This is a genomic window from Chitinophaga vietnamensis (assembly GCF_902167635.1).
Lineage (GTDB): Bacteria > Bacteroidota > Bacteroidia > Chitinophagales > Chitinophagaceae > Chitinophaga > Chitinophaga vietnamensis.
This window is the reverse complement of sequence record NZ_CABHMS010000007.1, coordinates 335,660-348,772: the sequence shown is the minus strand read 5'-3', so window position 1 is coordinate 348,772 and position 13,113 is coordinate 335,660. Positions and strand designations below refer to the sequence as shown.

Annotated in this window: 12 protein-coding genes; 7 read left to right on the top strand and 5 right to left on the bottom strand. The window is 51.2% G+C overall.

Features of this window, described 5'->3' with window-relative positions:
• The first annotated feature begins 6 nt into the window (after positions 1-6).
• Positions 7-234 carry a DUF433 domain-containing protein gene (locus tag FPG75_RS20155; protein WP_143309264.1) on the top strand — a complete coding sequence of 76 codons (228 nt, stop codon included), beginning with the start codon at positions 7-9 and terminating at the stop codon, positions 232-234.
• Positions 231-575, top strand: coding sequence for a DUF5615 family PIN-like protein (locus tag FPG75_RS20150; protein WP_143309262.1), 345 nt, complete (start codon positions 231-233; stop codon positions 573-575). Before FPG75_RS20155 ends, FPG75_RS20150 begins: the two co-directional genes overlap by 4 nt.
• Here the strand turns inward: FPG75_RS20150 and FPG75_RS20145 are convergent.
• Together FPG75_RS20145 and folK are read right to left on the bottom strand one after the other, a co-directional pair.
• A complete protein-coding gene (locus tag FPG75_RS20145) occupies positions 570-1,199 on the bottom strand; it encodes a deoxynucleoside kinase (RefSeq protein ID WP_143309260.1) in 630 nt (209 codons plus the stop codon). The genes FPG75_RS20150 and FPG75_RS20145 overlap by 6 nt on opposite strands.
• 11 nt (positions 1,200-1,210) lie before the next feature.
• Entirely contained in the window at positions 1,211-1,690 is a 480-nt protein-coding gene (gene folK / locus FPG75_RS20140) for a 2-amino-4-hydroxy-6-hydroxymethyldihydropteridine diphosphokinase (RefSeq protein WP_143309258.1), read from the bottom strand.
• Positions 1,691-1,775: 85 nt separating this feature from the next.
• Between folK and sppA the strand changes: the two genes are divergently transcribed.
• From sppA to FPG75_RS20115, 5 genes are all read left to right on the top strand, one after another.
• Positions 1,776-3,518 (top strand): signal peptide peptidase SppA, encoded by a 1,743-nt coding sequence (gene sppA, locus FPG75_RS20135; RefSeq protein ID WP_143309256.1) that lies wholly within the window; start codon positions 1,776-1,778, stop codon positions 3,516-3,518.
• Between the two features lie 249 nt (positions 3,519-3,767).
• Positions 3,768-4,874 (top strand): ABC transporter permease, encoded by a 1,107-nt coding sequence (locus FPG75_RS20130; protein WP_143309254.1) that lies wholly within the window; start codon positions 3,768-3,770, stop codon positions 4,872-4,874.
• A 39-nt stretch (positions 4,875-4,913) separates the two neighbouring features.
• Entirely contained in the window at positions 4,914-5,444 is a 531-nt protein-coding gene (locus FPG75_RS20125; RefSeq protein ID WP_143309252.1) for an SRPBCC family protein, read from the top strand.
• A gap of 6 nt (positions 5,445-5,450) precedes the next feature.
• Positions 5,451-5,981, top strand: coding sequence for an SRPBCC family protein (locus tag FPG75_RS20120; protein ID WP_143309250.1), 531 nt, complete (start codon positions 5,451-5,453; stop codon positions 5,979-5,981).
• A 112-nt stretch (positions 5,982-6,093) separates the two neighbouring features.
• A complete protein-coding gene (locus tag FPG75_RS20115; protein ID WP_143309248.1) occupies positions 6,094-6,591 on the top strand; it encodes a DUF2911 domain-containing protein in 498 nt (165 codons plus the stop codon).
• Between the two features lie 56 nt (positions 6,592-6,647).
• On the opposite strand, the gene bioA is transcribed toward FPG75_RS20115, so the two are convergent.
• From bioA to FPG75_RS20100, 3 genes are all read right to left on the bottom strand, one after another.
• A complete protein-coding gene (bioA, locus tag FPG75_RS20110; RefSeq protein WP_143309246.1) occupies positions 6,648-7,928 on the bottom strand; it encodes an adenosylmethionine--8-amino-7-oxononanoate transaminase in 1,281 nt (426 codons plus the stop codon).
• Between the two features lie 46 nt (positions 7,929-7,974).
• Entirely contained in the window at positions 7,975-10,527 is a 2,553-nt protein-coding gene (locus FPG75_RS20105) for an ATP-binding protein (RefSeq protein ID WP_143309244.1), read from the bottom strand.
• A gap of 369 nt (positions 10,528-10,896) precedes the next feature.
• Entirely contained in the window at positions 10,897-13,065 is a 2,169-nt protein-coding gene (locus FPG75_RS20100; RefSeq protein ID WP_143309242.1) for a TonB-dependent receptor, read from the bottom strand.
• Between the last annotated feature and the right edge of the window lie 48 nt (positions 13,066-13,113).

Genomic DNA, 13,113 nt, shown 5'->3' with positions numbered 1-13,113 from the left:
TACGATATGAACTATATAGAATATATTGAATCAAACGAAAACGTGATGTTGGGAAAACCTGTCGTAAAGGGGACCCGCATTACTGTAGCATTGGTGCTGCAGCGCCTTTCAGAAGGCGCTACAACGGAGGAACTGATGAAGGCATATCCTTCCCTTACACCAACTGCTATAGCGGCGGTGCTGGCCTATGCATCGGACGTAATTGGTAACGAAAGTATTATTGCCGTTGCATGATATTAGCTGATGAGAATATTCACTCATTCATCATTCAAACCTTGCGTGAAGCAGGGTTTGAAGTGGTGTCAGTTACCGAATTGAATAAAGGAATCAAAGATGAAAAGGTGATTGAATGGGCATTACAGCATGATTATCTGCTGTTGACAGAAGACAAAGACTTCGGTGAATGGGTGTTTGCGCATCATATCAAGAATTTAAGCGTGCTTTTCCTTCGTTATTCCTGGCAAGAGTACCGGGAAATTGCCCGGGCAGTTACCTATCTATTGAAAACCCAACAACTCGACCGCCCGGTTTTTGTTACCCTCACCCCCAAAAAAATCAGGATCCGGCAACTATAATTTCAAATAATGCACACCCGGCTCATACTCCTGTTCCAGTGCATCTAGCAGGTTTTTGAAATCTTTCGGCTGCCGCAGGAAGTCTACTTTCGTTGTATCTACCACCAGTGTGCGTACAGGATGTTGCTTGATGTATTGCATGTAGGTATCGTGCACATTCATCAGGTATTCGTCGGGGATCTGCTGCTCATAGGAGCGGTTGCGGTGTTTGATGTTCTCTTGCAGCTTGGTCACCGGCGCATTGAGGAAAATCAGCAGATCGGGCTGTACCAGCTGCGGATTGATGATGTCAAAGAGTTTCTGGTAAAGGGAGTATTCTTCTTCCGGCAGGTTGATCTTTGCAAACAGGAGACTTTTGATGAAGAGATAATCGGAGATGATCACATCACTGAAGAGGTCTTTTGTTTGCAACATCTCTTTGAGTTGTTTATAGCGTTCGGCCATAAAGAACAACTCCAGCGGAAAGGCGTACTGTTGCGGGCGTTCGTAGAAGAGCGGCAGGAAAGGGTTGTCGGCAAATTCTTCCAGTATCAGTTTGGCGGAGAAATGGTTGGACAGCATATTGGCCAGCGTGGTTTTGCCGGCGCCGATATTGCCTTCTACCGTGATAAATTTATAATGCATGCAACGGATTTTTAGATTTGGTGCACCGGCAGATGATCCGGGCAGATCGCCAGCAGCTCGCTGACGGTTTTGTGTAAAACAGGATGTACATAGTCGGGCGCTATCTCGGCCAGTGGCGTCAGTACAAAGCGACGCAGCTGCATACGCGGATGCGGGAGCTTCAGCTCGGGCAGCGACAGTATTTCGTCGTTGAAAAAGATCATATCGATATCGATCACACGGGCGCCCCATTTGCCCTGCCGTAGCCGGCCGATACGCCGCTCTGTTTCCAGTAGTGTATGCATTAACGTTAGTGCGTCCATCTCGGTACGCAGCTCAAGGGCCTGGTTGAGATAGTCCGGCTGATCCACTACACCCCAGGGCGCCGTTTGGTAAAGGGCGGAAGTTTTTGTGACGACGCCAGCGGCCGCATTGATCTCCTGGACAGCCTTTCCGAGGTTTGCGGCGCGGTCTCCCAAATTACCACCTATAAGTAATAAAGCTGTATTCATGTATATTTCAAGCCCCAAAAGTAGCCATATTCCTTATTTTTGAAAAAATGTATCTTTCCACTTCTGTTCATCTTAACTTATAAACATGCGTTTCTTTAAAGTTTTCTTTGCCGCACTACTCGCATTTGTTGTTTTTACAGTAATATGTGTGCTGGCATTATTGGTGATCATCGGAAAGTCGCTGGCTCCGGAAAAAGTAACGATCTCCCCCAATGCCGTGCTGGTATTGGAAACCGGACAATCTTACAAAGAACAGAAGCAGGTAACCCCCTTTGCCGGATTTGTAAGCGATGCCGGTACCCCCGGCCTTTATGATGTGGTAAGACTGATCGACCACGCCACCGATGATGACAACATCAAAGGCATCTATCTTAAAGTGAATGGCAATGGCAACGGCTTCGCCACCAATGAAGAGATCCGCAAAGCCATCCTGCGCTTCCGCCAATCCAAAAAATTCGTGTATGCCTACGGCGAAGTGATGGGGCAGCAGGATTATTACCTGGCCAGCGCGGCAGACAAGATCTACCTGAACCCCAAAGGAGGCATCGATTTCAACGGCTTCGCCAGCCAGATCATGTTCCTGAAAGGCGCGCTGGACAAACTCGAGATCAAACCCGAAATATTTTATTGCGGTAAATATAAAAGCGCTACAGAACCCCTGCGCGAAACACAAATGACCGACGCTAACCGCGTACAAACCACGCAGTTCCTGGGCGAGCTGTATGGCAACTTCCTGGAAGGCATCGCCAACACGCGCAAACTGGATACCGCTACCCTGCATCATTACGCCAACGAGGCCATGATACAGGAGCCCAACGACGCGCTCAAATATAAACTGGTGGATGGCCTCAAGTACGACGATGAAGTGATGGACGAGCTGAAATCAAAGCTGGGCGTGAAAGATAAGGAGAAGATCAACTTCGTGACCCTCAGCAAATACGACAGCGGCACCGACATCAGCAATGGCTCCGGCGATAACAAGATCGCGCTGATCTACGCACAGGGCGATATTATCGGCGGCGAAGGTGACCGCGACAATACCATCGCCAGCGAAGATTATCTCAAAGTGATCCGCAAGGCGAGGGAAGATAAAAATGTAAAGGCGATCGTTTTCCGCGTGAACTCCGGCGGTGGCAGTGCGCTGGCTTCCGAAGTGATCTGGCGGGAGTTGTCGCTTGCTAAAAAAGTGAAGCCGGTGGTAGTATCGATGGGCGATTATGCCGCTTCCGGCGGTTATTACATCTCCTGCATGGCTGATAGCATCTTCGCAGAACCCAATACCCTCACGGGTTCTATCGGGGTATTCGGGGTGATGTTCAATATGCAGGACTTCTTCAAAAATAAGCTGGGCGTTACGTTCGATGGCGTGAAGACTGCGCAGTATGCCGACCTTGGCAGTATGGGCCGCCCGCTCACCGATATGGAAAAGAAACTGATCCAGAACGGGGTGGACAGCACCTACGCTTCTTTCAAATCCCGCGTGGTGGCCGGCCGTAAGCTGTCGCCCGAAGTGGTGGACAGCATCGCACAAGGCCACGTGTGGAGCGGTGTACAGGCCCGCAAACTCGGACTGGTAGACCGTATCGGCGGTGTCAACGAAGCACTGGCCAGCGCTGCGGCCCTCGCCAAACTGGACAAATACCGCCTCTCCGAATACCCGGGAGTGAAAGATCCGCTATCGCGCTTCATGAAAAATGTGGGCAACAACATCAGCATACGCCTGGTGAAAAAGGAACTGGGCGCCAACTACGATATCTATCGCCAGGTGAAAGAAATACAGGAAATACGCGGCATACAGGCGAGATTACCGTTTGATTACCGCTTCTGAGCGCGAAGCTTGTCTTACTCAGGATTATACTGATTGAAAGGATTAACAGGATTTTTCTAAAAGGATTAAAAAAGGATTCGCGAAGATCAAATCGAGATGATCTTCGCGAATCCTTTTTTAATCCTTTTAGAAAAATCCTGTTAATCCTTTCAATCAGTATAATCCTGAGTAAGACAAGCTCCGCGAAAATCCGCATAAAATCTTCCAAATCTTATGTAGTTTTACGCGATTTTTTAAAAAGCAGGTCAGATGAATGGAACTAAGTACAGTCAATGGAGGGCGATGTTTGCCATTACCAAAGGGAGCCTGAGAGCTATTTTCCGTAGCCCTTCCGCAGTGGTATTCAGCCTGGGATTTCCATTGGTGTTTATATTGGTGTTCGGTTTTATTGGCAATAGCAGTGTGTCTGTGAAGGTAGGGGTAGACCGTCATACCGATATTAACAGTCCCTATTACCAGGCGCTGTCGAAGGTACCTACCTTGCGGCTGGTGACCGACCAGGCGGCAGATGTGATGGAAGACGACCTGCGCAAAGGCAGACTGGTGGCTATTCTGAATATTGTGCCAACATCATCGGCGGCGGGTGCGCCTTCCTACGATGTGCATATACGTACTTCTACAGCGTCGGATGTCAGCAAGAAAGGTATCCTGATGTCGGTATTGAAAGAGGTGGCGGCGCGGATAGACAATCAACTGTACAAACGCCCTTCTGTGGCTACTTTCATACCGGAAGAAGTGCCGGGGCGTATGTTCCGTACCATTGATTTCATTCTTCCGGGCCAGCTGGGCTTTGCTTTGATGAGTGCGGCCGTTTTCGGTACGGCGTTCCTGTTTTATAGTCTGCGGCAAACATTGGTGCTCAAACGTTTCTTTGCAACGCCTATCAAACGTACGTATATCGTGCTGGCAGAGGCATTGAGCCGTATGATCTTCCAGTTGATCAGCTCTGTGGTCATTATCGCGCTGGGGCACTTTGCCTTCGGATTCACGCTGGTACACGGTTTTGCTACTTTCGCAGAGATGCTGGTGTTGTCGGTGTTCGGGCTGCTGGTATTCATGGGCTTCGGTTTTGTGGTGAGCAGCATTGCGAAGAATGAGAGCACGATCCCTCCTTTGGCCAATATTGTTACGCTGCCGCAGTTTTTGCTGGCGGGTACTTTTTTCCCGATAGAGTCTTTCCCGAATTGGTTGCAGCCTGTTTGCCGGGTGATGCCGCTGACCTACCTGATCGATGCCTTGCGCAAGGTGGCCTTTGAAGGCCTGCACCTGTGGCATGTAGGCTGGGATATTGCGATCCTCACCCTGTGGGGCGTAGTGGTGTATGCTGTGGCAGTAAAAGTATTCCGCTGGGAGTAAGCGGTTTTAGTTAGATTTGTCGGACATAAATACTGCCAGATGCAAGCCTTTTTTATTATCCTGGGGGCCTTGATCGTCCTTATACTGGGGCTTTTCATTTTCAGTTTCCTTGTTTCTTCCCGTGTGAAGGTAGAGCGTTCCCTGCTGATACCCGCGCCTGTAACAACTGTTTTTCCTTTTGTAAATGTATTGCGTAACTGGGAGCTGTGGTCGCCCTGGAAGGAGCTGGATCCTGCGTTGAAGATCACTTATGGAGAGAAAGAAAGCGGCGCCGGCGCCGGCTACAGCTGGGAAAGCCGCAACCGCAATGTGGGCCGTGGCAGCCTGGTGATCACCGAATCCAGGGAGAACCAGTACATCGCTACCGATACCGACTTCATGAGCATGGGCATCGCCCGCGGCTATTTCCGTTTTGAGCCCGCAAAAGGGGGCACCCTGCTCACCTGGGGCATGGTGGCTGAAATGGGCCACCACCCGCTGCGTAAGCTCATGGGCCTGATGATGGACAAATGGGTAGGCCGCGATTTTGAAAAAGGATTAAGTAATATTGCGCGTTTAGCAGCTAAATAAATATCTATGCGTTTTGTAAAGTTGGCAGTGATCAGTGTGGTGGTGTTTGGTTCCCTGATTTTCCTTGGTTCTCTGCTGTTGCCCTCAACCGCTGTGGTAGAGCGTTCCGGCGTTATCAATGCCCCGATCGATACAGTGTATGCACATATCAGCGACCTCAAAGACTGGGAAAGCTGGAACCCCTGGACCCGCCCGGACCCTACGGCCAAGCTGACTTTCTCTGAACCCGCCAGCGGCGCCGGCGCCTGGTACACCTGGACCGGCGAGAAAAGCAGTGGCAAGGTGAGGGTGCAAGACAGCGATCCCCGCAAAGGCGTTCATTATACCATGGATGTAAAAAACATGCGCAGCGTAAAAGCGGGCATCGAGCTGAAACTCGCTGCCGACGGCAAAAGCACGGCCATCTTCTGGCACCTGCAAACAGACCTGGGCCTGCTGCCCTGGTGGAAACTGCGCGGCTTCATGGCCGACAAGATCTTCGGACCCGCCATGGATGCCGGTCTTACAAAGCTTAGTAATATTTGCGAACACAAATGATCCTTTCCTGTGTAGCTATTTTGCCATTGGTCCTATTCATCATTTGTTGATTTATTTTAATTGGATAACTTGACACCTTACTCATCTTATCACCAATAAATCCATCATCAACATGAAACAAATCATCATGGCCGCTCTCTTTGTAGCCGCAGCCACCACTGTGTCTTTCGCACAGGAGAAACAAAGAAAAAGCGAACACGTTACCGCAGAAGGAAATGGTATTAAAGTAGTGTATGGCCAACCACAGAAAAAAGGCCGCGAAATCTTTGGCAAACTGGAACCCTGGGATAAAGTATGGCGTACTGGCGCCGACGAAGCTACTGAAATCACCTTCAGCAAAGACGTGACCTTTGGTGGTAAACCCGTGAAAGCTGGTACCTACACGCTTTTCTCCATTCCGGGTAAAAAAGAATGGACCGTGATCCTCAACTCCAAACTGGGACAATGGGGCGCATACGATTATGAAAAAGTAAAAGACCAGGATGTTGCACAGGTGAAAGTACCACGCCAGATACTGAAAACACCAGTGGAAAAACTGACCTTCACACTGCCCGCCAACGCAGTGGTTTTTGAATGGGATGATACCAAAGTATCTGTGCCGGTAAAGTAATTGTTTTGTATCTATAAATAGCAAAGGCACGCCCCGCGTGCCTTTGCTATTTTATTTTATGGAAGGGAGGCCACCATCTCCCGGATACATTCGTATACCCTGTCCAGTTGTTCATCGGTGATACAATACGGTGGCAGCACATAAAGCGTGTTGCCAAGCGGCCGCAACATCACGCGACGGTCCCTGAAAAATTGATGCAAGTGATCCGCCAGCTTATTCGTATACCCGTCGGCGTTAGGGGTCGCTACTTCAAAGGCGAGCACGGTGCCCAGCAGTCTCGGGTTTTTAATTGCCTTCATCTCTTGCAGCTCCTGCAAAAATACCCGGTGTTTTTCGTTGATGCGTTGCCGTTGTTCCGCGCAATCCTTTGCGGTGAACAGTTCCAGGCTGGCCAGCGCTACGGCGCATGCCAGCGGATTGGCCGTAAAAGAGTGGCCATGGAACAATGTTTTCAATTTATCATTGGAGAGGAAAGCCTCATAGATCGCTGCCGTGCAGGTAGTGATACCCAGTGCCATGCTGCCGCCGGTAAGACCTTTGGAGAGGCAGATCATATCGGGTTTCGTTTGTACATGCTCCATAGCGAAGTTCTTACCGGTTCTGCCGAAGCCGGTCATCACTTCATCGGCGATGAGGAGGATATCTTTTGAAACGCAGTGCTGTAGCAGCTCTTCAAAGGGCGCCGCTTCGTACATGAGCATGCCGCCGGCGCCTTGCAGGAGCGGTTCAAAGATAAAAGCCGCCACGCCTGATGCGAGCAGGGCATTAACTTCTTCTTTTAAACGGGAGATATTTTCCGGTGTAGGGAGATCGATGAACTGCACCTCAAAAAGCAGTTCATCGAAAACGCGGGTGAAGGCGCTTCTGCCGCTCACGCTCATAGCGCCGAAAGTATCGCCGTGGTAGGCGTTTTTGAAGGCGAGGAAAGTATGTTTGCGGCTACCTTTATTATCCCAGTACTGGATGGCCATTTTGAGCGCTACTTCCACGGCGGTGGAGCCATTGTCGGAGTAGAATACACGGCGTTGGTTGTCTGGCAATATTTCCAGCAGCTGTTCTGCAAGATGAACGGCGGGGGGATGGGTGTAGCCGGAGAAGATCACATGTTGCAGTTGCAGCGCCTGTGCGGCGAGCCGCTGCGCGATATGCGGGTGCGCATGCCCGTGGATATTGACCCACCAGCTGGAGGTGGCGTCGATGTAGCTGTTGTCCTCTTCATCAAACAGCAGTGCGCCTGCTCCGCGTACAATGGCTACCGGCGCAGGTGCGGTGTGCATCTGCGTGTAGGGATGCCAGATGACTTGCTGGTCGCGGGCCGACAAAGACCTTGTTTGCATGTTCGTTCCTTTTGAAGGGCCGAAGGTACGACATCATCTATTTACGCTACTCATAATACTGGATAAGCGTTTTGTAAAGATCTTCCGCCGCATATGGTTTGGGGAGCAGGTCTTTTACGTGGAGCAGTGTAAGACGCTCTGCCACTTCAGGCATGATGTCGGCGGTAAGCACGATGATAAAGGCTTCCGGCTGTATCATACGGATGTGCGGGATGGTTTCGTAGCCATTCATTTCCGGCATGTGGAGGTCGAGGATTACGCCGTCGAAGGTTTGCTCCTGCAGCTTTTGCAGTGCTTGCCGGCCATTGGAGGCGGTGGTGAGCAGTGCGCCCGACTTTTTCAGTTGCAGTTCTATTACGCGGATGTTGATGGCATTGTCTTCCACCACGAGGAGGCGCATGCCTTCCAGGAATCCGGGCGGGCGGCTGCCTTTGTGTTTATGTTTGCCACTATTGTTTTCCGGCAGATCGAAGCAGAGGGTGAAGCGGAAGGTGGCGCCTTGTCCGGGCGTGCTTTCCAGCTGGATATGGCCTTTCTGTAATTCTACCAGTTTGCGCGTGATGGCGAGGCCCAGCCCGGTGCCGCCATGGCGGCGGGTGGTGGCGGCATCGGCCTGAACAAAAGTATCGAAGATGCGATCGTGCATATCGGCGGGAATGCCTATGCCGGTATCTTTCACCACAAAGCTGATCTTGCATCTGCCCCCATGATGTTCTTCCTGGTGGGCTTCTATGCTCACTGATCCGCGGTAGGTGAATTTGATCGCATTGTTCACGAGGTTATTGAGTATCTGTCCGAGCCGTACAGGATCGCCGGTGATATTTTTAGGGAGATCATGATCGATGGCGGTGAACAGTTTAACGCCTCTGGCTTTGGCGAGTGGCTGATAATTGTTGGCGATGCTGTGCAGCAGATCGGGGAGATCGAATGGGATGTGTTCCAGTTCTATCTTTCCAGCTTCTATCTTGCTGAAGTCGAGGATATCATTGATGAGGCCCAGCAGGTGGTTGGCCGAAAACTGAAGGCTGTGCAGTACTTCCGCATTTTCCGGCAGGTGATTTTCTTCCAGCAGTCCGGCGATGCCGATGATGGCATTGAGCGGCGTGCGTATTTCATGGCTCATGACGGAGAGAAATTCACTGCGTGCCTGTGCGGCTTTTTCGGCGCAGTCTTTCGCTTTCATGAGTTCCAGTTCTGTTACTTTCTGATGGGTGATATCCATGATGATGCCGCGGAAGTGGCTTACCTGGCCGTTGATGAAAACGGGGATGCCTACTGTTTTTACCCAGGAGGGCGTGCCTTTGGCGGAGATCTGGCGGATCTCGAGGCAATAGGGTTTGTGTTGTTCTACCAGCAGGCGGCGCGCCTCTTCAAACAGGGGCCTGTCTTCCGGATGGTAGAATGCCGCGGAGGATTCAAAGTTAACGGGATAGTCGAAAGGTACTTCGCGCAGTTCATATACTTGCCTGGTCCAGAACAATTCGCCGGTAACCGTATTAAATTCCCAGCCGCCGATGCGGCCCATTTCCTGGCTGATGTTGAGCAGCTGGTTACTTCTGAGGAGGTCGGCTTCTGTTTGCAGGAGTGCGAGCTCGTCTTTTTTGCGGCGGGTGATATTTTTGATGAGCAGCAATAGCCGTTTTTGTTTCGTGCTGGCTGATCCGATCAAACTTATTTTGATACTGTACCACTCTTGCAGGTGACTGCGGATATCGGGGTATTCGTATTCTACGGGTTCGCCGGTGAGCAGCACGGATTCTACGAGGGGAGTGAAGATGGAAGCATGTTCGCCGAGCACTTCCTCGAAAGATTTTCCGATCACTTCGTCTTTAGGCCGGAACAGGAGGCTTTCCTGGCGGCACCATATTTTGGTGAATATTTTTTCTTCGTTCATTTCGAACACGATGTCGTCGAGTGCGGCTACGAGTGCGTCGAGGTCGGCGGCGAGTTGCTGGTTGTTCTTTTCGATCCTGCATCTTTCCTTTTCTTTGTTGTTGGCATAGAGCAGGGTGCCGTAGGCTTGCACCAGTGGTTGCAGCAGTTCTATGATGGCGGTTTTGTAGCCGCCGGATTTGTTAGCGATGCCGATGATGCCGATCAGTTGCTGGTCGTGGATCACTGGCAGGCCAAGGAAGGACCTGACGGGCGGATGCACTGGCGGGATGTCCTGGCGGCGTTCGTCTGCTGCGGGGCTGTTGCTGATATAAGGTAATGCGGTGCGCATCACCTGTGTGGCGAACTGCGCTACAAGCGGCAGCTGCAGCGCAGCCTGCATGTTGGCGGCGTAACAGGCTTTTGTTTCTTCGCTCCAGCCGGTGGCGGTGATGGCGTGTGCGAGCAGGTGTGGCGGCTCATGATCTTCATAAATGATCTCCCCGATAAATCCATATTCGCTGCCGGTAATAGAAAGGATGCCGTCGAGGAAGTTCTCGAATGTTTGCCGTGGATGACGGTGGAGGGCCACCGTATTGTTGATACGGCCGAGCATCTCCATGATCTTGTTGAGATAAAGTAATCTGTCCTGCATTTGCAGGGAATCGGGTACATCTTCCGCTGTAGCAGTTGTTGCCTGAGGAGAGGGTAAAGTTGATGCGAGCATAAGCGGTCAGTTTAAGTGTACTTGCCTGGTTATTTATCAGTTAAAACAAAGTCTGTTCCGACAGCCTTTTCAGGCGGCCGCACAACAATCTTTCAGCAACTAACAACGTCGGAAATGCTTGATCCAAGCGGGCACGGGTTATGATTTTGGAGTTCCTTGTAATAATTTTACCCGGGGAGATAAATTTACTAAAATTAAGCACATAGCCAAGTTTATTTTCTGCACATGCGATGTGAATTTCGGGTGAAAAAATATTTTCGGATTTATTGATTTACGGATTTACGGATTTGTGGCAGGCTTCAGACATACCTCAAATCCGTAAATCCGTAAATCAATAAATCCGAAAATAATCAGGATTCCTGACAATATTTAGAGGTCAAACTTCACAGAAAAGTTAATCGTGCGGCCATCGATCGGGCCCCATAGCGGTGCGAAGCTGGGGTTGCTCACGGGGCCGGTGAACAGTGGTTCGTGCTTGCCCTGGCGTGCATCGAAGATATTTTCTCCGTTCAATACCAGCGTTACGTGTTCGCCGATCTTACGGGAAACCATCAGGGCCCAGAACCAATAGCTGGGCGCCTTTTCGTTATTGTAAAGGTATTGATTGCCCATCCAGCTGTTTTCGATACCGAAGCGCCATTTCTCTTCTATCTCGTATGCCAGCGTGCTGGCAAACTTATCCTGCGGCGCAAAGGCGATGTTGGTATGTGCGTCGTCTGTATAGCGGGAAGTAGTATGGTTGTAGCCGAGATACAGTTCCAGGTGGTTGTACGCTAAACGTATATACGTGTCCGTGCCAAAGCTGTTCACGCCGTATGAGGCGTTCTGCAACAGCACTTTGCTGCTGTCTTTGGCAGAAGGTACCGGCAGGATAGGATCCTTGATATGCGTATAGTAGAAAGCCTGGTTAAGGGTAACGTCCACCTTGCCCCAGCTGGTGTGATAGTTGGCGTCAAAGTTAAGCCCCTGGCTTCTTTCCGACTTCACATTGGCGGCCAGTGGCAACAGGTTGCGGTAGCCGATCGTTTGTGTTTGCGAGGTGAAGATAGCCGGTGTTTTGTAACCGGTACCGCCGCTCAGCCGGATGGAGAGGCCTTCTACCGGTTTGTATACAAATGCGAGGCGCGGCAGTACGTACCAGCCGAATACATTGTGATAATCTGCCCGTACGCCGGCTTCAGCCATCAGTTCATCGGTGATATGAAAGCCGTCCTGTGCAAAAGCGCCCATCGTGTTATATGTGTAATTGCCGAGCAGGGAGCTGTCGCCAGTGGCGCGGCGATAGATTTCGCCGGTATTGTTCAATCCTACTACCCAGTCGTGGCGGCCGCTCTTCTTGTTATAGTTTACTTCTGCATAGGTGCTGGTTTGGTTGCCCACCAGTGCGAAGCTGCCTTCTGTATTTTCCAGGTGATAGAAGCTACCTGCGCCTTTAGCGCTGAGGGTGCCGCCGCCGGGGTTTTTGAGGGTGTATTGCAGGTCTACGCTGTTACGGGTGGAGTTGTTCGCCTCCGTATAGGTGTGCACGTTATCCGGGTGTTTGTCGAGCGCCTGCATATCGCCGCCTTCACGTTTTTCGAAGGTGCCGGTATAGCCTACCACCAGTGTGCTCTTTTCGTTGGGATACCAGAAGAAGCGCGGGTGAACGGTGTATTGGCGAACGCGCGGCACGTCGGAGAAGCCGTCGTTGTTCACATCCACAGGGTTTTGCGTGGTAGCGCCGGCGAAGAGGGTAAGCCCTGTTTTGCCATAGCGTTGTGAATAGAAGGCATTGAAATTATTTTCCTTGAGCGTGGTGCGGTTGGCCAGTATGGTGAGTTCCGGTTTGTTGGAAGGCGTTTTGGCGATGAAGTTGATCATGCCGGCGATAGCGCCGCCGCCGTAGAGGGTGGATACGGAGCCTTTGATGATCTCGATCTGTTTGAGGTCCAGCGGCGGAATGGCCAGTACGCCAAAGTTGCCGCTGAGGCCTTCGTAAACGGGAAGCCCGTCGCGCAGCAACTGGGTATATTTACCATCGAGGCCCTGCATGCGGATCGCGTTGTTGCCGCTTACGGCGGAGGTGTTCTGGATATGGATAACGGAAAGATCGCCGAGGATGCCGGCTACGTTGCCGGGTTTGATACCGCTTTCTTCTATCATCTCTTCCTTACCCAGCACTTCCACTTTCATGGGAAGGTCTTCGATGCGGCTATTGGTGCGGGTGGAGGAGATCACGACTTCTCCGATATCGGTGCCGCCGCTGCGCATGATCACGGGGATGGTATCGGGACCGTTGTAGGGAAAACGTATCAGGAGGTCGGTGGCCTGGTAGCCCACGAAGGTGAAGTGCAGCTCGGCCTCGCCTTTGTCTTGCCTGGCGATGCTGATGGTACCGTCGTTGCCGGTGGCTTGTCCTTTCTTGGTGGTTTCGTTGAGTACAGAAACGCCGGGGAGCGGTTGCCCGGTGGTATTATCTTTCACGAGAACAGTGATGCGCTGTGCATGGGCCATGAGGCCGAAACATAGCAGGATACCGCTTAACAGGATGATTCGCATAGTCAATGATAGATTAAATCCGATGCAAAGGAACGGAGGGAATCTGGA

What these genes read in the sequence shown, in the direction of transcription:
- FPG75_RS20155 (WP_143309264.1), top strand. Translation starts at nt 7, where the DNA reads ATGAACTATATAGAATATATTGAATCAAACGAAAACGTGATGTTGGGA.
- FPG75_RS20150 (WP_143309262.1), top strand. Translation starts at nt 231, where the DNA reads ATGATATTAGCTGATGAGAATATTCACTCATTCATCATTCAAACCTTG.
- FPG75_RS20145 (WP_143309260.1), bottom strand. Translation starts at nt 1,199, where the DNA reads ATGCATTATAAATTTATCACGGTAGAAGGCAATATCGGCGCCGGCAAA.
- folK (WP_143309258.1), bottom strand. Translation starts at nt 1,690, where the DNA reads ATGAATACAGCTTTATTACTTATAGGTGGTAATTTGGGAGACCGCGCC.
- sppA (WP_143309256.1), top strand. Translation starts at nt 1,776, where the DNA reads ATGCGTTTCTTTAAAGTTTTCTTTGCCGCACTACTCGCATTTGTTGTT.
- FPG75_RS20130 (WP_143309254.1), top strand. Translation starts at nt 3,768, where the DNA reads ATGAATGGAACTAAGTACAGTCAATGGAGGGCGATGTTTGCCATTACC.
- FPG75_RS20125 (WP_143309252.1), top strand. Translation starts at nt 4,914, where the DNA reads ATGCAAGCCTTTTTTATTATCCTGGGGGCCTTGATCGTCCTTATACTG.
- FPG75_RS20120 (WP_143309250.1), top strand. Translation starts at nt 5,451, where the DNA reads ATGCGTTTTGTAAAGTTGGCAGTGATCAGTGTGGTGGTGTTTGGTTCC.
- FPG75_RS20115 (WP_143309248.1), top strand. Translation starts at nt 6,094, where the DNA reads ATGAAACAAATCATCATGGCCGCTCTCTTTGTAGCCGCAGCCACCACT.
- bioA (WP_143309246.1), bottom strand. Translation starts at nt 7,928, where the DNA reads ATGCAAACAAGGTCTTTGTCGGCCCGCGACCAGCAAGTCATCTGGCAT.
- FPG75_RS20105 (WP_143309244.1), bottom strand. Translation starts at nt 10,527, where the DNA reads ATGCTCGCATCAACTTTACCCTCTCCTCAGGCAACAACTGCTACAGCG.
- FPG75_RS20100 (WP_143309242.1), bottom strand. Translation starts at nt 13,065, where the DNA reads ATGCGAATCATCCTGTTAAGCGGTATCCTGCTATGTTTCGGCCTCATG.